This window comes from Bacillus sp. SIMBA_074 (genome assembly GCF_046534555.1).
Classification (GTDB): domain Bacteria; phylum Bacillota; class Bacilli; order Bacillales; family Bacillaceae_G; genus Bacillus_A; species Bacillus_A mycoides.
The window spans coordinates 55478-75816 of the sequence record NZ_JAWRYM010000003.1; the positions used below are offsets into that span (position 1 = coordinate 55478).

At 35.4% G+C, this 20339-nt stretch carries 25 protein-coding genes; 10 read left to right on the forward strand and 15 right to left on the reverse strand.

Annotated features, from left to right (window positions below):
* Positions 1 to 108 precede the first annotated feature (108 nt).
* The 5 genes from SB773_RS04810 to SB773_RS04830 are packed head-to-tail and all read left to right on the forward strand — an operon-like array spanning position 109 to position 4590.
* Positions 109 to 528 carry a GntR family transcriptional regulator gene (locus SB773_RS04810; protein ID WP_002033900.1) on the forward strand — a complete coding sequence of 140 codons (420 nt, stop codon included), beginning with the start codon at positions 109 to 111 and terminating at the stop codon, positions 526 to 528.
* Complete coding sequence (locus SB773_RS04815) at positions 494 to 1375, forward strand: ABC transporter ATP-binding protein (RefSeq protein ID WP_410588841.1); 882 nt, start codon at positions 494 to 496, stop codon at positions 1373 to 1375. Before SB773_RS04810 ends, SB773_RS04815 begins: the two co-directional genes overlap by 35 nt.
* Positions 1365 to 2426, forward strand: coding sequence for an ABC transporter permease (locus tag SB773_RS04820; RefSeq protein ID WP_410588843.1), 1062 nt, complete (start codon positions 1365 to 1367; stop codon positions 2424 to 2426). The genes SB773_RS04815 and SB773_RS04820 overlap by 11 nt, the downstream gene beginning before the upstream one ends.
* A gap of 12 nt (positions 2427 to 2438) precedes the next feature.
* The gene (locus tag SB773_RS04825) at positions 2439 to 3503 is read left to right on the forward strand and encodes an ABC transporter permease subunit (RefSeq protein ID WP_410588845.1); all 1065 of its coding nucleotides are present in this window, start codon (positions 2439 to 2441) and stop codon (positions 3501 to 3503) included.
* 37 nt (positions 3504 to 3540) lie between these two features.
* Positions 3541 to 4590, forward strand: a complete 1050-nt coding sequence (locus SB773_RS04830; protein WP_241875755.1) for an ABC-2 transporter permease — start codon at positions 3541 to 3543, stop codon at positions 4588 to 4590.
* A gap of 19 nt (positions 4591 to 4609) precedes the next feature.
* Here the strand turns inward: SB773_RS04830 and SB773_RS04835 are convergent, their stop codons facing one another.
* Together SB773_RS04835 and SB773_RS04840 are read right to left on the reverse strand one after the other, a co-directional pair.
* Complete coding sequence (locus SB773_RS04835) at positions 4610 to 5155, reverse strand: hypothetical protein (RefSeq protein WP_410588847.1); 546 nt, start codon at positions 5153 to 5155, stop codon at positions 4610 to 4612.
* Between the two features lie 100 nt (positions 5156 to 5255).
* Entirely contained in the window at positions 5256 to 5675 is a 420-nt protein-coding gene (locus SB773_RS04840; RefSeq protein ID WP_060749666.1) for a MarR family winged helix-turn-helix transcriptional regulator, read from the reverse strand.
* Between the two features lie 160 nt (positions 5676 to 5835).
* Between SB773_RS04840 and SB773_RS04845 the strand changes: the two genes are divergently transcribed.
* Positions 5836 to 6507, forward strand: a complete 672-nt coding sequence (locus SB773_RS04845) for an SIMPL domain-containing protein (RefSeq protein WP_002067033.1) — start codon at positions 5836 to 5838, stop codon at positions 6505 to 6507.
* 134 nt (positions 6508 to 6641) lie between these two features.
* Positions 6642 to 7931, forward strand: a complete 1290-nt coding sequence (locus SB773_RS04850; protein WP_002192601.1) for an NCS2 family permease — start codon at positions 6642 to 6644, stop codon at positions 7929 to 7931.
* A gap of 33 nt (positions 7932 to 7964) precedes the next feature.
* On the opposite strand, the gene corA is transcribed toward SB773_RS04850, so the two are convergent.
* The 9 genes from corA to spoIIM form a co-directional block, all read right to left on the reverse strand.
* Positions 7965 to 8915, reverse strand: coding sequence for a magnesium/cobalt transporter CorA (gene corA / locus SB773_RS04855; protein WP_002033891.1), 951 nt, complete (start codon positions 8913 to 8915; stop codon positions 7965 to 7967).
* A gap of 72 nt (positions 8916 to 8987) precedes the next feature.
* On the reverse strand, positions 8988 to 10292 hold the full coding sequence (locus SB773_RS04860) for a pyrimidine-nucleoside phosphorylase (RefSeq protein ID WP_410588851.1): 1305 nt from the start codon (positions 10290 to 10292) through the stop codon (positions 8988 to 8990).
* A gap of 7 nt (positions 10293 to 10299) precedes the next feature.
* Entirely contained in the window at positions 10300 to 11121 is an 822-nt protein-coding gene (locus SB773_RS04865) for a purine-nucleoside phosphorylase (protein ID WP_001078443.1), read from the reverse strand.
* Positions 11122 to 11133: 12 nt separating this feature from the next.
* Positions 11134 to 12318 (reverse strand): phosphopentomutase, encoded by a 1185-nt coding sequence (gene deoB, locus SB773_RS04870; protein WP_002192599.1) that lies wholly within the window; start codon positions 12316 to 12318, stop codon positions 11134 to 11136.
* Positions 12319 to 12675: 357 nt separating this feature from the next.
* Complete coding sequence (locus tag SB773_RS04875; RefSeq protein ID WP_087945154.1) at positions 12676 to 13407, reverse strand: FixH family protein; 732 nt, start codon at positions 13405 to 13407, stop codon at positions 12676 to 12678.
* Between the two features lie 140 nt (positions 13408 to 13547).
* Positions 13548 to 14438, reverse strand: a complete 891-nt coding sequence (xerD, locus tag SB773_RS04880; RefSeq protein WP_002067028.1) for a site-specific tyrosine recombinase XerD — start codon at positions 14436 to 14438, stop codon at positions 13548 to 13550.
* A gap of 6 nt (positions 14439 to 14444) precedes the next feature.
* The gene (locus SB773_RS04885) at positions 14445 to 14675 is read right to left on the reverse strand and encodes a YqzK family protein (protein ID WP_002088473.1); all 231 of its coding nucleotides are present in this window, start codon (positions 14673 to 14675) and stop codon (positions 14445 to 14447) included.
* Between the two features lie 103 nt (positions 14676 to 14778).
* A complete protein-coding gene (gene fur, locus SB773_RS04890) occupies positions 14779 to 15234 on the reverse strand; it encodes a ferric iron uptake transcriptional regulator (RefSeq protein ID WP_000392654.1) in 456 nt (151 codons plus the stop codon).
* Positions 15235 to 15340: 106 nt separating this feature from the next.
* On the reverse strand, positions 15341 to 15988 hold the full coding sequence (gene spoIIM / locus SB773_RS04895; RefSeq protein ID WP_002014939.1) for a stage II sporulation protein M: 648 nt from the start codon (positions 15986 to 15988) through the stop codon (positions 15341 to 15343).
* A 126-nt stretch (positions 15989 to 16114) separates the two neighbouring features.
* Here spoIIM and SB773_RS04900 point away from each other — a divergent pair, with 126 nt between their 5' ends.
* Positions 16115 to 16666, forward strand: coding sequence for a GNAT family N-acetyltransferase (locus SB773_RS04900; protein ID WP_002033881.1), 552 nt, complete (start codon positions 16115 to 16117; stop codon positions 16664 to 16666).
* A gap of 23 nt (positions 16667 to 16689) precedes the next feature.
* On the opposite strand, the gene SB773_RS04905 is transcribed toward SB773_RS04900, so the two are convergent.
* Positions 16690 to 17229, reverse strand: a complete 540-nt coding sequence (locus SB773_RS04905; protein ID WP_002014941.1) for an NUDIX domain-containing protein — start codon at positions 17227 to 17229, stop codon at positions 16690 to 16692.
* Between the two features lie 74 nt (positions 17230 to 17303).
* Here SB773_RS04905 and mciZ point away from each other — a divergent pair, with 74 nt between their 5' ends.
* Positions 17304 to 17432 carry a Z-ring formation inhibitor MciZ gene (gene mciZ / locus SB773_RS04910; RefSeq protein ID WP_000870295.1) on the forward strand — a complete coding sequence of 43 codons (129 nt, stop codon included), beginning with the start codon at positions 17304 to 17306 and terminating at the stop codon, positions 17430 to 17432.
* A 53-nt stretch (positions 17433 to 17485) separates the two neighbouring features.
* The gene (locus SB773_RS04915; protein WP_105589654.1) at positions 17486 to 18400 is read left to right on the forward strand and encodes an aldo/keto reductase; all 915 of its coding nucleotides are present in this window, start codon (positions 17486 to 17488) and stop codon (positions 18398 to 18400) included.
* 57 nt (positions 18401 to 18457) lie between these two features.
* Here SB773_RS04915 and SB773_RS04920 read toward each other — a convergent pair whose 3' ends face one another.
* From SB773_RS04920 to SB773_RS04930, 3 genes are all read right to left on the reverse strand, one after another.
* A complete protein-coding gene (locus SB773_RS04920; RefSeq protein ID WP_410589086.1) occupies positions 18458 to 19285 on the reverse strand; it encodes an aldo/keto reductase in 828 nt (275 codons plus the stop codon).
* A gap of 130 nt (positions 19286 to 19415) precedes the next feature.
* Complete coding sequence (locus tag SB773_RS04925) at positions 19416 to 19940, reverse strand: GrpB family protein (RefSeq protein WP_410588857.1); 525 nt, start codon at positions 19938 to 19940, stop codon at positions 19416 to 19418.
* Positions 19941 to 20008: 68 nt separating this feature from the next.
* Complete coding sequence (locus tag SB773_RS04930) at positions 20009 to 20272, reverse strand: YqkE family protein (RefSeq protein WP_002014945.1); 264 nt, start codon at positions 20270 to 20272, stop codon at positions 20009 to 20011.
* Positions 20273 to 20339: the final 67 nt, after the last annotated feature.

Genomic DNA, 20339 nt, shown 5'->3' on the forward strand with positions numbered 1-20339 from the left:
ATATTTTTCTATTATTTTCAGTTGACAAATAAATTCATTGCCTATATTGTATTAAGTGTATTACACGTAGTAGTACACTTAATACTCATTAGGAAGGAGACATTGCTCTTGCATATTCAACTTGATCCAAGAAGCAACACTCCGATATGGGAACAAATTGTTCAAAATATAAAAGAGCTCGTACTAAAAAATATGTTAGCTCCAAGTGATAAACTTCCTTCTGTACGCGAGCTTGCTTCTTTGCTCGTTATAAATCCAAATACAGTAAGTAAAGCTTATCAAGAATTAGAGCGACAAGGGATTATTGAAACATTACGAGGAAAAGGAACATTTGTAGCCCAATCGATTACCCCAACATTAGACGAAAGGAAAATCGCTATGGTTGAAAAGCAATTTCATCAATTATTACTAGAAGCCTCTTATCTTGGGATTACGAAAGATAAAATTCACGATTGGATAGATTCATACTATAAAGAGATTGGAGGAAATACAGATGTTGAAAGTGACAAACTTGAAGAAAACAATTGATAACCAAACGATTTTAGACGATGTTTCTTTCACATTACAAAAAGGTAGTATCGTCGGATTGCTCGGAAGAAATGGCGCAGGGAAAACAACTTTATTACGAACGATGGTCGGCATTTTAGACCCCGATGAAGGAACTGTTACATATGATAATACAGATATTCATATGCATCCTGAAATTAAACAAAAAGTTGTATACGTTCCAGACTCTACTAACATACTGAACGGATATACAGTGAAGGAAATCGTAAAGTTTTATAAAGCGGTTTATACAGCATTTGATGAACAGTATTTTTATGGAATATTAGAACGTTTTAATTTACCAAACAAACGTATTCGTAGTTACTCAAAAGGAATGAAAGCACTGCTTGCGATCATTTTAGCTTTCGCTGCAAAAGCAGAATATGTCATTTTAGATGAACCGACAAACGGACTTGATCCTATCGTTAAAAGACAGATTCTACAATTTCTCGTTGAAGAAGTAGCAGAAAAAGAAATTACAATTTTCATCTCCACTCACCATTTAGATGAAGTTGAAAAAATTGCCGATACAATCATTATTTTAAAAGGACATACAGTAGATTCTATTACATCACTAGATGATGCAAAATCACGATTTGCCAAAATACAAGTTGCTTATGAACGTTCATTACCTCAAAAACTAGAAAACTTAAGCAATATTAAAATATTAAACCAAACAGGAAAAGTATATACAATCTTAATTGAGGAAAATGTGGCTACAACACTGGAGAAGTTTTATAAAGAGCAACCAATACTCATTGAAGAATTATCAATGTCACTTGAAGATGTCTTCGTTACGACACTTGAGGAGGATGGGTATGTTTCATAAGGCGTTGTGGATGTGGAATTGGAAGCGCGGGAAATATGCTGTTTTACTCTTTTTCTTGAGTACACTTTATATTTTATCTTTCGGATACTATAAAGCAGCTCAGCAACAACTTGCTAATTATTATAAATTGCATGAAAAGGGAACATTCTATTACTATTATTCTTTTTGGTCAAATACAAGTAATAGTTTTTGGCTAACTATTCTTATTATTTGCTTAGCTTGTCTATTAATAGGATGGGAACGTAGCAACCAATCTAACACTCTACTTATGACAATGCCATTTACAAGAAAAGATATTTTCTTCTCCAAATGGACTTTCGGTTCATTCTGGATTATAGGATCTCTCCTTGTAAACTGGATTCTTATGTACGTTATTTATAGAACAACCATTCATTTTGATTATCAATCATTTAGTCCGTTCCATCGATACTTTCTTTATGCGATTGTTTCTTATGTTGCAGTATATACAGCTGCACTATGCATCGGTACTTTTACTGGAAGCATCGTTTCGCAAGTCGCTTTTTGTATTCCATGGCTATTAATGGGACTTACATTTACGTCATTATTGTACAATTTTACAATAAACTCTTTACATACTACAGATGCTAGAAATACCAACTTGTATCAACAACTTGATGAAATCAATCACAAAACAAATATAGTTGCACCGATATATAATTTTTCAATTTATTACCAATACAATCCAGAATTACGTAAAATAGAAAATGATCCGACTACTTTAAGAAATCCAGCATCTTATACTTATTATTCAGCTAAATCAATGTTAGTCCCTATTTTGTATACAATATTTTACTTACTCCTTGGCACATACTTATATACACGATCACCTAATGAAAACACTCAAAAGATATTTATTTTCCAAAATCATTTACGGATGTGGATATGGGGGACAACCATTTACTTTGCATTACTAGGCGGCTATAAAATAACTCAATTTAGTTTCTTATTTAACTACTATATCGGTTTGTTTCTCGCTGGAATCATTACTTATGTTGTATTATCACGCCTAACAAATTATAAAGTCTTTTAAAGGAGAGATCCTATGTTTCAAAAAGCAATATGGCTAAGAACGTATCAACAAAGTAAATATGTTGTATGGCTGTTTTGGTTCGTTAGCTTCTACAATTTGTCATACAAATACTATATAACATCGATTGAACAAGAATACCTTCTGAAGATGCCAAAAGAAGGGGAATATGTATATCATTACAATTTTGGTTTATCACTTATGGACCCTGTCATCTTTCAAGGTAGCGCACTTATCATTCTGGCCTGTACGTTAATCGGTTGGGAAAGGCAAAATAACTCCATTGATTTCCTTTGGTCTATGCCTTTTAAACGTTCCCACCTTTTTATGACAAAATGGTTGTTTGGTACTTATAACATTGTAGCAGCTGTTAGTATAAACTGGGGACTATTTGCTATTATGAAAAAGTTGACTTTTCATAATAAATATCAAGTATTTTCCCCATTTCATTCTTATTTTATATACATGTTAATTGTATTAATTGCTATTTATACACTTGCCTTGTGTATAGGAACAATAACTGGGAATGTTATTTCGCAAGGATTTCTCACTGCAGCTATATTCATGTTCCCATTATTACTTCCACCACTTATCTCGGGAGTCATCGCTGTTCACTCAAATGTTGACTTTCATGAGAACAATGGCAATATGCATCGTGTTATGGAAAACATACGGATTTCTGGTCCAGTAGAAGAGTTTACTATTCGCTTTAATTACGATCCTCAAAGCGCTTTTACTGATGAGGATGGAGTGCGTCATAATGAACCAAACTTTACAAAAATCCCTTCAGCAAAATTATTGATTGCACCTATCACATATATCATTATTTTATTACCACTCGGTATATATTTATATGTTCGTTCAGTCAATGAGCTAAATGGAAACTTCCTCCTATATCCGAAGTTACAAAAAATAATTATGAGCATTGGTATTTTCGTTATAGGAATAGTTGGTGGTTTAGTCTTAAGTGGAGACAAATCATTACTTAATTTTTACATTGGACTTTTTGGATCAAGCATAATTAGCTATTTTCTTCTATCCAAACTATTGAAATGGAAGTTCTCTTGGAACGCTAAATAAACTCATCATTATCACAATTTTGTACTGGAGGGATTACATGTTTCATAAAGCTTTATGGCTCCATCATTACAAGCAAAGTAAGTACATTCTTTTACTCTTTTCTTGTAGTAGTTTTTGGTTTTTACCTATTAGCTACTTTAATGATTTACAGGTTCAACCAAACGAAGATGGCTATTTCTACTATAGTTTAAATGGGGATACTCTTATCATCCCCTTCATTCCAATTTTCATATTACTCGCCTGTTCATTAATCAGTTGGAAAAGACAAAATCAAACAGACTATCTGTTATTTGCAATGCCATTCACGAGAAAAGAGCTTTTTCTTTCTAAGTGGCTGTTCGGGACAATCGCAATTCTATTCATAATGAGTCTTAATGGCATCTTAATTTATTTCATCCTAAAGATTAATCTTTTTAGCCAATACCAATCTTTCGGGCCAATGCGTACATTATTATGGTATGTTACCATTACATGGATTGCGATTTTTACAATAGCTATTTTTATCGGAACAATTGCTGGGAATGTTATTTCACATAGTATATTAAGCTTAGTTTTCATTATATTACCATCTGGATTAGGCATGTTACTTTTTCATTTTGCTTGGATTCACACAAATGTATCTACAACTGAATTTTCCCTTAAGAAAGCGAATTATGCATCATATATAGAGAATATTGAAGTTTTTGCACCTACTAATAATACTTATATATCTTATACATTTAATCCAAAAGTAAAAGAAGTAGACATTAATAATTTAAAAGAATCAGTTAAGGAGCACCATCAATTTCAACCTATCTGGAAGCTTATCACTCCGATTCTATATATTCTCATCCTTTTACCATTAGGAGTATTTTTATATGATCGGACCCCAAATGAAAATAACGGTAAAATATTATTATTCACTAAACTAAATGGTTTATTTATACCGTGTGTTACAATATGTTTTGCTCTATTAGGAGGCCGGATAACAGGTGGAAAAAGTGATCCGCTATTAAGTTATTACGCTGGGTTCATAATAATAGGACTATTTAGCTATATAATACTTCACTATTTGATAAATAAAAAATTTTTACTTCATACGAAATAACCTCCTCACTAAAAGGAGGTTATTTCACATTCTCTCTCCTATCTCCATACACCCTCTCTTCTTTCATCCCAAATCCATCACCATTTTGCACAATTTGCTCTGTCGGTGCGACTACACTTTCAGCAATTTTCCATTCCCCGCGCTCTTTCAGAAATACTTGTAGAAAATAGTTCATGCCATTTAACTGATATGCATTTTCTTTTTTCACATTATAGTGCACCGCAATGTAGTACACTTGAATGTTTTCTTTTCCTGCTTTTGATACGTATTGCGATAATCTCGGAATATACATAGATGCTTTCTTAAACGGTAATTGCTTCGCTTTAATGAGCGATGAACTTGTTACATTACGTAATGTGTCCTGATTACGAATATTATCGCTATGATGAAATAATACTGCATTTTGCATAGAACGAACCCATAATTTCGAATATAAGACAGTATTATCGTTTTCAATGTACTTTACTTCTTTTTGCACCACTTGAATAGGGGTATCGGCGTACGTAAATGTATTAAAGCAGAAAAGGCTTCCAAGTAAAACGGTAAGTGCCGCAATATATTTCATAATCTTTCCTCCGATCTTTTTAATTAAAGTATCGGAGTTTCAAAATATTTTTATTCAAAAGAAAAAGGATAGGAAAGCTCTCGCTTCCTATCCTCATTTATTATAATACGCGGCCAAATAGTTCTAAAACCATTTCTATCTCTTGGTCGCTCCAACCTTTAAATTTCTCTTTATAATATTCTTTACGCACAGCTTCAAGTTTTTCAGTTACTTCTCGTCCGTTTTCTGTAATTTCTAAGTATACGATACGACGGTCTGAATTTGAACGTTTTCTTTCAACAAATCCTTTTCGCACGAGACGATCTGTTACAGCTGTAATATGACTGGAGGTTACGTTTACTTCACTCGCAATTTGCGAAGCCATCTGTGGACTTTTTAAAAATAACGCACGTAATACAGAGAATTCGTTATATGGCATATGCTCTGAAAAACGTGTATTAATATCATTTTGTAATAAACGTATCATCTTTCGAAATGATGCAGATAAATCTAAAATCAGTGTTTCTCTATTTTCGCTCACTAGCCTCGTCCCTTTTTTATCATATTTACAAATATTATAATCTATAAATACCTATGTTGTATATGCTTTCTTCCCTCAACATTCTCATTTATGTAACTTTTTTCATACGATTTTCTTTTTTGTTCACACATATACATGTAAAAAAGGATGGTGAGCATAAATGCAAAGTGGAATGAATCCGTATTTACATAATATCCGTACGACAAATACTGGTAAAGAAGCTACTATTACTGTACAAGGAGAAGGCATTATAAAAGCAAAACCAAATGTTGTCATATTAACACTGGGCATTCGAACGGATAGTAAAAATGTAAAACAAGCGCAAGAAGAAAATGCAGTGCAATCGAAACAATTGCTTGATGCACTCAAACAGCTAGGTATTGCCGATAAAGATATAGAAACCATTTCTTATACGATTACGCCTCAATACGAATATGTAAATGATAAAGCATTACTACAAGGCTACCGTGTGGAGCATTTGTATGAAATTACCGTTTTAAATGTGCAAAAAGCAGGGGAAGTATATGATATAGCCGTTTCGAATGGTGCAAACGTAGCAAAAGGATTACGTTTTCGAATATCTCATCCAAATAAATATTATGAGCAAGCTCTCATTCAAGCTCTGCAACAAGCAGTAGACAAAGCTCGTACAATTGCGAGTACCTACAATTTAAATATTAATCCTGTTCCCCTCTCATTCGTTGAAGAATCTGTCCAATTACCACGGGAGATCGCATCATATGCTACTTTGCATGCGCAAGCGGCTCCGCCCATTCAATCAGGAGAACTAGAAATCATTTCATCTATCCGGGCAATTTTTACGTATTTATAAATAAATTCATTTATAAGTAACCGTTATCATTTTCGTTGTTGTAAAAACATGATGTTCTGATATAATAAAGGACGGTGAGCTCTTACATAAGAGATATCACGGGTGGGAGAGGGATATGAAAAAGAAGGTTTAACATGAAAGGAATACTTGAAAGAACATTTAAATTAGACTTACACCAAACATCACCAAAACAAGAAGTTTTAGCTGGAGTCACGTCATTTTTCACAATCGTTTATATTATGATTGTAAATGCGTCAATCTTATCAGATGCCGGCATTCCTCTTGAAGCAGGAATTTTGGCAACTGTTTTCAGTTCATTTGTCGGATGTCTACTTATGGCATTTTGGGCAAATGCACCTGCTATTCTTGTCCCTGGTATGGGTGTAAATGCATTCTTCACGTACACTGCTGTGCATACGCTCGGTTTAGCTTGGCAAGAAGCATTGGCAGCTGTTTTTATCGCCGGTATTATTTTTGCAATTGCTGCTTTTACACCAATTGCTCGCGTGCTTTCGGTATCGATTCCAAAGTCATTAAAGGAAGCGATCACTGTCGGTATCGGGTTGTTTTTAGCTTTCATAGGCTTGCAAAAAGGTGGTTTAGTCGTTTCGCATCCTAATACTGCTGTTGCAATGGGGAAATTAAGTAGTCCTGTCGTTCTTGCAACACTACTTACTCTTATTGTGGCACTTGTGCTATTTGTTCGTAACGTACGTGGAAACTTTTTATGGACGATTGCAATTGGAACTGGTATTGCATGGCTGTTTGGTCTTGTTGATACGAGTCAAATGGGAAATAGTTCGTTTTCATTCGCTAATTATGGCGATGTGTTTGGAGCTATGTCATTTGGGAAACTTTCTTCCTTACCATTTTGGATTGCAACATTCTCCTTAAGCATGGTGCTTATTTTTGAGAACATGGGACTACTACACGGTTTATTAGAAGATGATCGTAAATTCCCACGTGCTTACCAAGCAAATGCAATTTCAGCAATGACATGTGGTCTATTTGGCACAAGCCCTACCGTTTCAACAGTAGAGAGTGCCGCAGGTATTACTGCAGGCGGAAAAACAGGTCTGACGTCTATCGTTACAGGGTTGTTATTCTTCGCATCACTGTTTGCGCTTCCGTTTGTCAAAATAATTCCTGATAGTGCCATTGCACCAATCTTAATTATTATTGGCGGTCTGATGATTACAAGCATTCAACAAATTCCTCTGAACGACTTTTCAGAAGGATTTCCAGCGTTTTTAATTATCGTTATGATCCCGCTCACATATAGTATCGCTGATGGCATTGCGTTCGGATTTATTGCTTATCCTATCTTGAAAGTTGCACTTGGAAAGCGTAAAGAAGTCGCACCGTCCATGTATATTATTACATGCTTATTCTTAGCCATGTTCGTATTACACGCTATTGGCTAAGAAAAAAACACCGAGGAAATCCTCGGTGTTTTTTTACTTAAACCAACCTTTTTTATAAAACCAAGCCATCATTCCGCCGCCAATTAATGCCATTAAAATTAAGCAAATAAAATAACTATACTTCCCGCCAAGCTCTGGCATATGTGCGAAGTTCATGCCGTATACCCCTGCAATAAATGTTAACGGCATGAAAATAGTTGAGAAAACAGTTAATGTTTTCATAATATTGTTCATATGGTGGGAATTCAATGAAAAGTAACTATCTCGAATATCTGCCGTCAATTCACGGCTCGCTTCAATCATCTCTGTCAGTTTAAGCAAATGATCATGTATGTCTTTAAAATAAATTTCATGATCGCTTATACCGTAAAAACGAGTTGAATTTAAAATGCGATACAATAAATCACGCATCGGAATAATCGTACGCCTTAGCTTAGATAAATCTGTCCGAATATCAAATACCTCTTCTAGCACACTTCCTGCTGTCTCACCCGTTAAATTATCATCAATTGCATTTAAATGGTCTTCAATGTAATATACAGGTGCGAAATAATCATCTACAATTTGGTCAATAATTGTATGTGCTACATTTAAAGGACTCTTCTTAATACGTTTCTTCTCACCGAGCGTTTTCCATACTCTTTCAATCGCATTATTATGAGAGAAGTGAAAAGAGACTATATATCGATCACTAACAAATAAATCGATTTCATGCGGTTCTAATCCGTCTTCTCCGAATGCATGGAGAACTAAAAAGTTATATCCATCATAAAAATCTACCTTTGGCCTCTGTACATACTCTACACAATCTTCAATTGCAAGGGGATGGAATTTGAAGTGATCTTGTAAAATATATGTATACTCCTCTTTCGTCGGCTTATATAAATCAAGCCAATACCATACGATGTTTTCTTGTCTCGTTTCTTCTAGCGACACATCATATAAAACTTCATTTTTTTTCGTTATTGCACAAATTCTAATCATAATTTCACCCTTTACTATTATAAACAAAAAATAGTAAAAAAAGCCAAGGAGAAATCTCCTCAGCTTTTTTTATTACTTCGTTACAATACCGTGTACTAAAGTTGGTGCATCTACGTGATCTTTAGCGATTTTCATGTTCTCATAAATTTTCGCTTTTACGTCTTCAACATTTTCGCGGTTTGCGTAAATTGTAACAAGAGAGTCACCTTTTTTCACGCTATCGCCTACTTTTTTGCGAAGCATTAGACCAACTGCTAAATCAATTTCAGACTCTTTCGTTGCACGCCCTGCTCCTAAAAGCATTGCTGCTGTTCCGATTTCATCTGCAACGATTTCCGATACGTAACCGTCTTCTTTCGCTTCCACTTCAATTTTAAATTGTGCTTGTGGCAATTTAGAAGGATCATCAACAACAGATGCATCGCCGCCTTGCGCGGATAAGAACGTTTTAAATGATTCTAGCGCTTTACCATTGTTCATTACTTCAATTAACTTTTCACGTGCATCTTCTAAAGATGAAGCTTGTCCAGCAAGGTACACCATCTGACTTCCAAGTGTTAAACATAACTCTTCTAAATCTTTCGGTCCCTTACCTTGTAATGTATCAATTGCTTCTTGTACTTCTAATGCATTACCAATTGCTTCACCAAGCGGCTGACTCATATCAGAAATAACCGCCATCGTATTACGACCAACGTTATTACCGATGCGTACCATTGCTTCTGCTAAACGCTTTGCATCTCCATCCGTTTTCATAAACGCGCCTGCTCCAGTTTTTACATCAAGAACAATTGCATCTGCACCAGCAGCAATTTTCTTACTCATAATTGAGCTAGCGATAAGAGGAATTGAATTTACTGTTGCAGTTACATCACGAAGCGCATATAACTTTTTATCAGCAGGTGTTAAGTTTCCACTTTGACCAATAACAGCGATTTTATTTTCATTTACAAGACGCATGAATTCATCATTTTCAATTTCCACATGGAATCCTGGTACTGCTTCTAATTTATCAATTGTACCACCCGTATGTCCTAGACCTCGTCCAGACATTTTCGCAACTGGTACACCTAAAGCAGCTACTAATGGACCTAATACAAGTGTCGTTGTATCACCAACTCCACCCGTTGAATGCTTATCTACTTTTACCCCTTCAATGGCTGATAAGTCAATTGTATCACCGCTATTTACCATTGCCATCGTTAAATCTGCACGTTCTTGATCATTCATATCTTGGAAGAAAATTGCCATTGCAAATGAACTCATTTGATAATCTGGAATACTACCATTTGTATATCCTTCAACGATAAAGTTAATTTCTTCTGTCGTTAATGCATGTCCATCACGTTTTTTTGCAATTAGGTCCACCATTCTCATTGTGAAGTCACCCCTTCATTTGTTTTACAATTGCTTTTACTAATGCTAAGAAATTAGCTTTAACACGTTCTGTCGTTTCAATTACTTCATCGTGGTGAAGTGGTTGATCTAAAATACCAGCTGCCATATTTGAAATACAAGAAATACCTAGTACTTTCATACCTGCATGACGAGCTACAATTACTTCTGGTACTGTTGACATACCAACTGCATCTCCGCCAAGTGTACGAAGCATACGAATTTCAGCAGGTGTTTCATATACAGGACCTGTCATTCCAACATATACACCTTCTTGTACTTTAATATTTAAATCTGCTGCAACTTGTTTCGCCATTTCGCGAAGTTCTGGCGTATATGATGTAGACATATCAGGGAAACGTACACCCATTTCAGAATCATTTGGTCCGATTAATGGGTTCGTACCCATGAAGTTAATATGGTCTGAAATTAACATAAGATCGCCTGGTTCAAATGATGTATTTACACCACCAGCTGCGTTCGTTACAACAACTGTTTCTACACCTAGTTCTTTCATAACACGAACTGGGAATGTTACTTTTTGCATATCGTATCCTTCATAGAAATGGAAACGTCCTTGCATTGCTACTACTGTTACACCTTGAAGTGTACCGAATACAAGTTGACCTGCATGTCCTTCTACAGTTGAAACTGGGAATTCAGGGATTTCACTGTATGGTACTGTTACTGCGTTCTCGATTTCATCTGCTAATACACCTAGTCCAGATCCAAGGATTAGTCCTACTTGTGGTGTCTCTTGAAATTTCTCTTTTAAGTATGAAGCTGATTTTGTAATTAGTTCACGATTCATCTGTTTATCCCCCTATTTCTTTAGCTCGTTTAAGAAGCTTGTTCCATGTTCTGGCATTTTAACATTAAAGTTTTCTGCTACAGTTGCACCAATATCAGCAAATGTTTGACGAAGTGATAACTCTTGTCCGCCTTCTTTCATGCTTGGGCTATATGCTAATAACGGTACATATTCACGTGTATGATCAGTACCAGGATGTACTGGATCATTACCATGGTCTGCTGTAATTAATAATAAATCATCTTCTTTTAGTTTTTCGAATACTTCTGGAAGACGTGCGTCATATTCTTGTAGAGCTTCTCCGTACCCTTGTGGGTCACGGCGATGACCAAATAAGGCATCAAAGTCAACTAAGTTTAAGAAGCTAATACCTGTAAAGTCCATATTTAATGTATCTACAAGCTTGTCCATTCCATCCATATTTGATTTCGTACGAAGTGATTCAGTTACACCTTCTCCATCATAAATATCAGCAATTTTACCAATAGCAATTACATCATAATCGCTATCTTTAAGTTCATTCATTACTGTGCGACCAAATGGTTTTAATGCATAGTCATGACGATTTGGTGTACGTGTGAAGTTTCCTGGCTCTCCAACGAACGGACGAGCGATAACACGTCCTACCATGTACTTCTCATCTAATGTTAATTCACGTGCGATTTTACAAATTTTATATAGCTCTTCAAGTGGTACTACTTCTTCATGAGCTGCGATCTGTAATACACTATCAGCAGAAGTGTAAACAATTAAAGAACCTGTTTCCATTTGTTCTTGACCAAGCTCATCAAGAATCTCAGTTCCAGAGGCTGGTTTATTACCGATAATTTTACGACCTGTCTTTTCTTCTAATTCATCAAGTAATTCTTTCGGGAATCCTTCAGGAAACACTTGGAATGGTGTATCAATGTAAAGGCCCATGATTTCCCAGTGACCTGTCATTGTATCTTTACCTGTAGATTTCTCTTGCATTTTTGTATAATATCCAAGCGGTTTCTCTACTTTAGAGATTCCTTTCATTTCACGAATATTACCAAGGCCTAATTTCACCATGTTTGGCATGTGTAATCCATTCATATGTTCAGCGATATGACCAATTGTATCAGAACCTAAATCACCAAACTGCTCAGCATCCGGTGCTTCACCGATTCCCACAGAGTCCATTACGACTAGGAAAATACGTTTATATTTATTCATAACTGCAACCTCCTATATGTTCAGTTCTACTTCTTGTAGTATGTTCAAAACGCTATAAAGTGAAACTGTTATCAATGGGAATTATCTTTCGTCCTCATTATTAAACAGTACTGCTTTAAATCATTCTCTAACTTTTTCGTTTTACTTTCAAACGAACCAAAAAACTTCTAGGTTTTTCCAAGTCAGATGTCAGACATCTGATATTGATATCATAACATGTTTACGCTTTCTTTTTAATACATTTTCGTAGAATTTCTCATTTTCTTTACCCTTCTATTGTAATCCATTCTGCAAAGAAGTGCTAATCATTTCATGACTTATTTCCTAAAATAAAAAGCAGCTCTAAAGAGCTACTTTTTATTTTACTTCTACTGTTTCTTCTTTATGTTCATGTAGTTCACCTTTTCTTACATGAACTTTCACTTTATAAGCACCATTCTCTTTGAAAGTATGTTTACTTTCATACTCCCCTTTATTCCCTTCTTTCGCCGGAATAAATTCGTGTTTTTCAACGCCGTCTTTCCAAATCTCAAGTTGTACTTCAGCACCAGTTAACGCTTCTTCTTTTTGTTTTAAATGAACTTTCATTGTTGACTCAGCATTTGCTTTAATATCACCAGCCATAAGATGTATCATCGTATCACTTTTATGATCCCCATGACCTTCTTCTTTTTTCGCATCTTCAACTTTTGCATTTCCCACAGCCACTTTTACTTCTGGCATAACATGCATTTCACGTGCATTTGTATGAGCAATAACATGATATACTCCATCCGTTTCGAATGTTTTTTCTACAGCATAAACCCCTTTCCCTTTATGCTTACCATCTAGCATCTCGCGCTTCTCGTCGCCATCTTTCCAAATTTCAAACTTTACATCATCAGCATCTGTTACTTTTTCTTTTCCTTGTGTAACAAGTGCTTGTACTTCTGTTTTTTCACCTGGTTTAATTTCTTTCGGATTCGTTTGAACTGCTACTTTTACAGCTTCAAGTTTTTGTTCTTTTTTCGGTTCTTCTTTGTTTGTATTACAGCCAGCCAATGCTAGCATCGCGATAAATAATGTAATAATAAGTTTTTTCATCTTCATTTCCTCCTTCATACTTTCCTTAGTATAGAGGAAATACATTGTAATATTCTAGTCTTCTGCTGAAAACAATGTACGAAATGTTTGTGAAGTTTCTGTGAAATGGTTCACTCTTCTTAATCTATGAAAAAAGAGCATAGTGACTATGCTCTCGGGTGAAACTGTTTATATACATCTTTTAATCTAGTTTTTGAAACGTGCGTATAAATTTGTGTCGTCGAAATATCTGCATGTCCAAGCATTTCCTGTACAGCACGTAAGTCTGCCCCATTTTCTAATAGATGCGTAGCAAAAGAGTGACGCAACGTATGCGGTGTAAGCTCTTTTGCTATATTCGCTTCTTTCGCTAGCCGTTTTAAAATTTTCCAAAATCCCTGTCTCGATAATCGATTACCATGATGGTTTAAAAAGAGCGCATCTACTGCTTTTTTACCCATCAATTCTCTTCTTCCTTTTTCAATATACTTTTGAATCGCTTCTGTCGCTAAGCTTCCTAGTGGAATAATTCTTTCTTTGTTCCCTTTCCCGATACAGCGAACAAATCCCATCGTTAAGTGCACATCTTCTAAATTTAATGCAATTAATTCTGAAACACGAAGTCCTGTTGCATACAACAACTCTAACATTGCCTTATCACGAATCCCAAAAGCACTTGCAGTTTTCGGTGTTTGAAGCAATGCTTCCACTTCGTCGATTGATAATACTTTTGGTAATTTTCGTTCCCCTTGTGGCGTTTCAATATGTACCGATGGGTCATGCTCTACTGCTCGTTCACGAAGTAAAAATTGATGAAACGAACGAATCGATGCAATATGACGCGCCAATGTTTTTGAAGATTTCCCGTTTTCTTTTAAATGCTGCAAAAAGTTAACAATATGCAAGCGTGTCACTTCATGAAACGTCTTCGTTTGTTCTACATTTTGCAAATACTTCACATAGCTTTTTAAATCGCGTTCATAAGATACAACTGTATTTTTCGCTAAACCTTTTTCAACAATCATATAATGAATAAAATCTTTTAATTGATCTTCCAATCTACACTACTCCCCATTTTCATAGAAAAACATCATTCTATTTACGAAAGCATCCTTTTCCGGCTCCTCATTCCCTGATACTTTTTCTACAGTCTCTTCTTTTGGCTTTTCATAACGATGGTAACTTTCATATTCTTCATTTATCCATAGTATAGCGAAATAAAACAAAATCGTACAACTTGTAAATAATAAAAATACTTTCATCCCATCAAAAGTTAATTTTAAAGCTCGGCGCATTGTAAATTCCTCCAAAATATAAGTTATTACAACATATGCCAAGCTTTCACCAATTTATACCTTATTCAAATAAAAAACCTCTTCCTAGTTAAATAGGAAAAGGTTATTTTTCATCCGTTTCATTTTCTTGACAATTTTTACAAATCCCATGGAATGTTAAACGATGATCTTTCACCTTAAAGCTCCAGTCTCGTTCCACTTTATTCTCCACTTCACCAAGTAAATCTTCTTGTATTTCTTGTACAGCACCGCATTGTGTACAGATTAAATGATGATGGAAACGCTGTGCACCTTCTTGGCGTAAGTCATAACGCGAAACACCGTCTCCAAAGTTAATTTTATCGACAACTTTCAACTCAGACAATAACTCTAAAGTTCGATAAACGGTTGCTAATCCGATCTCTGGCGACTTTTCTTTTACAAGGAGGTATACATCTTCTGCGCTTAAATGATCTTCTTCATTTTCTAGCAGCACACGAACTGTTGCTTCACGTTGTGGTGTCAATTTATAGCTCGCTGCATGTAATTGCTTCTTAATTCGTTCAATTCTTTCTTCCATTCGGTACTACTCCCTCCTCGCCACTCTTACACCATTATATCAGAAGAAGGGCTCCTGTCAAAAGAAAAACAATAAAAACAAATTGATAATTATTCTCAAAAAGTATTTATTGTTTGTTAATAGCCTCCACAACTTCTTTCATTAAAACTGGTGATGCATACACTTCGACACTGGAAGCAATAGCTAATACCGCTCCAATCACGAGAAAAAAGCATGTATAGCGAATTAATAACGGTAATAGTGGCTCAGTTATTTTCCGAATAAATTGATGCCTAATCATGCGTAAGGAAAAGCTTGCAGCAATTGTTGTCATTACGAGAAATACAGGAATTATAATTAAATTTTGTGGCAATACAGATACAAATGCTAATAATAGTCCATTCCATCCGTGCTGACTTACTAAAAAACCTACTGTAAATCCAACAACTACCCCTTTTAAAAATAGTAAGATAAAAATGAGCGGCAACCCAATAATTGAAATCCCCAAAATCCAAATAAAGCCGATATATTTTAATTGCGAAAAGTAACTTTCTCGAAACATTTCGCCTGCGACAGCAAATTCTCCTTTAGAAACTTGTCCAAAAAAACGCTGTAAATAAAATGATAAATCTTGCTTTTGGTTTATTTGTAAACTATTCACAAGAATCGCTCCAAATATTACTCCCATCAGTAATAAAACCGCATTAAATATATATAGTGAAGAATTTTCCTGTATGTGAGACATTACACGGTCTTGCCACGTTTTTCGCCACATTTTCCTTCCCTCCGTTCACACTCTTACTAAAAATGTATGAAAGAAAGAAAAAAAGTATGACGAATTAGCATTGAAATTCCGCTCTACTTTGCTAAACTAAAAAGTAGAGAATAGGAGGGATTTCTCTTGAAACCATTATTATTAGATTTTCCAACATTATTTCAAACTGAGCGCTTGCAAGTGCGTAAGCCGTTTCCAGGTGATGGAACAGAAGTATATGAAGCAATCCAAGCTTCGCTAGAAGACTTATTACCATGGATGCCAATTACAGCTGAAACAGAAGAACGTGCTGAAGAAATTGTTCGCGAAGCTCACGGACAGTTTTTACTTCGTGAAACACTTGATTTCCACTTATACGATAAAGTATCTGGTACATTCATCGGAGCTATTACACTCAAGCCTGAAAACTGGGATATTCCAAAGTTTTCACTTCACTTTTGGCTACATAGCGCTTATACAAAGCATGGCTATATGACAGAAGCCATTAAAGGTGCGATTCAATTTGCATTTGATAAACTAGGTGCTAGAAGAATTGAAATTCGTACTGATGCAACAAATATAAACGCATGTAACTTAGCAGAACGTCTAGAATTTATTTTAGAAGGTACAATGGAAAATGATTTCCTAGCACCCGATGGCAGCTTACGCGATGCACGTGTATATGCAAAAATCAACTAAAAACACTCGCCTTAGGCGAGTGTTTATTTTTGTAATTGTAAATATTGTACTGCAAACATCGTCTTAGCATCATGTATGCGAAGGTCTTTCATAAGATCAATCGCTTCTTCTAATGACACTTCCATTAATTCCACAAATTCATCTTCATCTAAAGCTGCTTTATTTTCTTTTTGTTTTAATCCTGTCGCTTTATATACATATAAAATCTCATCTGCAAAACCAGGTGATGTATAGAAAGATGTAATAAGCTCCATATTTTCACATACATATCCTGTTTCTTCTTCTAATTCACGAACTGCTGTTACCTCTGGCTTTTCCCCAGGTTCTAACTTCCCAGCAGGAATTTCCACAATTGCCTTTTCGAGAGCTTTACGATACTGCTCAACGAGTACAATTTTCCCCTCATCAGTAATAGCAATAATAGCAACTGCCCCAGGGTGATTTACGATTTCACGTTTACTCATTTCTCCATTTGGTAATACTACATCATCAACACGAACTTTTATAACTCTACCATCAAAAATCGGTTCAGTTTTTACTGTTCTTTCTGCAAGATTACTCATACTACTTCATCTCCCTGTTCTATTTCCTAATCGTTCTTCATACATTTTACCACATTGAAAGGAGCGTGATAGAAATGAAAGTTTACATTTTACCAAATCGCGTCACTTTAGTCGGCAAAGCATGGCAAATTCGTCATAAGCTAAAACAATATGGAAAAGAGTATACAACTGTACAAGAGTGGATTACAGCAAATAAAAAGTAAACGTTTGTCAACCTCCTTCCCCTTTCGTACAATAAAGGTAAGGAGGTTGACCTATGAAAAAACGTCAATTAGGAAACTCAGATTTATATGTTACGGAAATTGGATTTGGCTGTATGTCTCTCGGTGCATCTGAGGCTGAAGCTATGCGTATTATCGATGAGGCAATCGATTTAGGAATTAATTTTTTTGATACAGCGGACTTATACGATTATGGATTAAATGAAGAATTTGTTGGAAAAGCTCTGAAAGGAAAACGCGACCAAATTGTTCTTACAACAAAGGTTGGAAATCGATGGACAGAAGAAAAAAACGGTTGGTCTTGGGATCCTTCTAAAGCTTATATAAAGGCCGAAGTAAAAGAGAGTTTACGTAGACTTCAAACAGATTATATTGATTTATATCAACTGCATGGCGGGACGATTGAAGATCCTATAGATGAAACAGTTGAAGCCTTTGAAGAATTAAAAAAAGAAGGGATTATTCGTCATTATGGTATCTCTTCTATACGTCCAAATGTCATTCGTGAGTATGCAAAACGTTCAAATATCGTTAGTGTATTAATGGAGTACAGCCTTTTAAATCGTCGTCCTGAAGAATGGTTCCAGGCGCTTAACGAATATCAAATTAGTGTCATCGCACGCGGACCACTTGCGAAAGGCATTTTAACTAACAACAATGCAAGCAAGATAGAAAGAGTAAAGGAAAAAGATTACCTCTCCTATTCTTATGATGAATTACATACAACACTCGCGAGTGTAAAAGAAATTATAGGAGAAAAATCTTTAACTGGATCGGCCATTCAATACTGCTTACATAATGAAGCTGTTGCATCTGTTATACCTGGTGCAAGCTCTATTCAACAGTTGCAAGAAAATATACAAGCTAGCCAACAGTTATCTTTAACGAAAGAAGAATATGTACAACTTCAAAAGATTGTTAAGTATGATTCATATGCTTTGCATCGCTAAAATATTGATACCGATAAAAGCAAAAGACTGCCCCCAACACTAGGCGGCAGTCTTTTTTTATAACGTATCATATTTATCAGGATTCGTTCCTACATGTAAATTACGATTTAACGTATTAATTTGATCCATCTCTTCTTCAGTTAATGAGAAATCAAAAATAGTAAAGTTCTCTTTAATACGAGATGGCGTAACAGATTTAGGAATAGTCACAATCCCACTTTGAACATCCCACCTTAATATAACTTGTGCAGGTGACTTTTCATATTTTTTAGAAATAGCCTGAATAATTGGATGCTGGAATACTTCGCCGCCTCTCATTAAAGGACTCCATGCTTCCATTTGAATTTGCTCACCTTGACAGAAATCACGCAATTCAAATTGCGCTAGCATTGGATGAAGTTCAACTTGGTTTACCATCGGCTTCACTTTGCAATTTGGTAATAACAGTTCTAAATGATGTTTATGAAAATTAGAAACACCAATGGCACGCACTTTACCTTCTTCATATAGCTTTTCTAGAGCACGGTACGTATCAACATACTTCCCTCTTATCGGCCAATGGATTAAATATAAATCTACATAGTCCATTTGTAATTTCTTTAAACTTTTTTCAAACGCCTCGAGCGTCTCCTCGTACCCTTGATCGTCGTTCCAAACTTTTGTTGTAATAAACAAGTCTTCTCGCGAGATTCCAGATTCACGAACCGCTTCTCCGACACCGCTTTCATTTTCATATACAGTTGCTGTATCAATCGAACGGTATCCAACTTCTAATGCTGTTTTTACTGCTTGTTTAACCTCATTGCCTTCTTTCACTTTATAAACGCCTAGACCAATCATCGGCATTTTCACACCATTATGAAGTGTAGTTGTTGGAATATGCACAGTCTTTCTCCCTTTCATTGTTACATTTTTATAAACCACAACTTTATTTCAACAAGATTCATCCAAAAAGTCAAAACATACGTACAGTTTACATAATACTTTTATACACATTTAAAAAAATAACGTGAACTCAGTCATTCACGTTATTTCCTTTCCATTCTTTCGCTTTTTCATCAACATTACGTACAAACTCATTTTTTCCTTCCGTATACATCGTGCCATCATATGTATATTTTTCCGCTAGTTCTTTCTTTAAATTTGCATATGCCTCTGCTTCTTCGCAATGAGCCATCATGTAATCACGAAACGATAAATGCCTTGTAATCTCAGGATTCCCTTTTTCAAATACGTGCAAATGATACGAGCGTTTCTCCTCAGTTCCATGAATAAAAAAACGACGACCTGAAGTACCATTTTCCCCTTTCACGATGTAACCAAGCTCTTTAAATCGCTCATTCCAATGATCTACTCTGTCGATACTCTCTACTTCCATAATCATATCTATAATTGGTTTAGCTGCTAGTCCTGGCACTGACGTACTTCCAATATGATGGATTTTTACCGTTTCTGGCATCGCCGATTTTAATCTTTCGGCCTCCATTTGAAATTTCTCACTCCAATGATTTTCATACGGAACGACTACAATTTTCCTCATTCTAACTCCCCTTTTCTTACAAACTCGTCAAAAAAATGATCAGCGGCATTTCACTGATCATTTTTTTATTATTTAAAGTCTTTCCAAGTAAGGCTACTTTCACTTAACAGTTCTTCAAATGATTTATTCTTTTCACGTTCTTTTTGTTCCTTACGCTTTCTTTCTTGTTCTGCTGCCTCTTTTTTCTCTTCTCTCACTTGCAACTCTTTTTTCTTATTCTTTAATTGTTGCATTAACGAATCGTTCAATTGATCACCTAGTGTAAGTGATTCTTTCTCTGGTTGATTCATTTGAGAGTGTCTTTGTGTTTGTCTTTGCTTCTTTTTCTTCATACTATTCACCTTTTACTTTTTTCTCCATTATAGAGGATACATGATGAAATCGACAATAAAAAAGGTT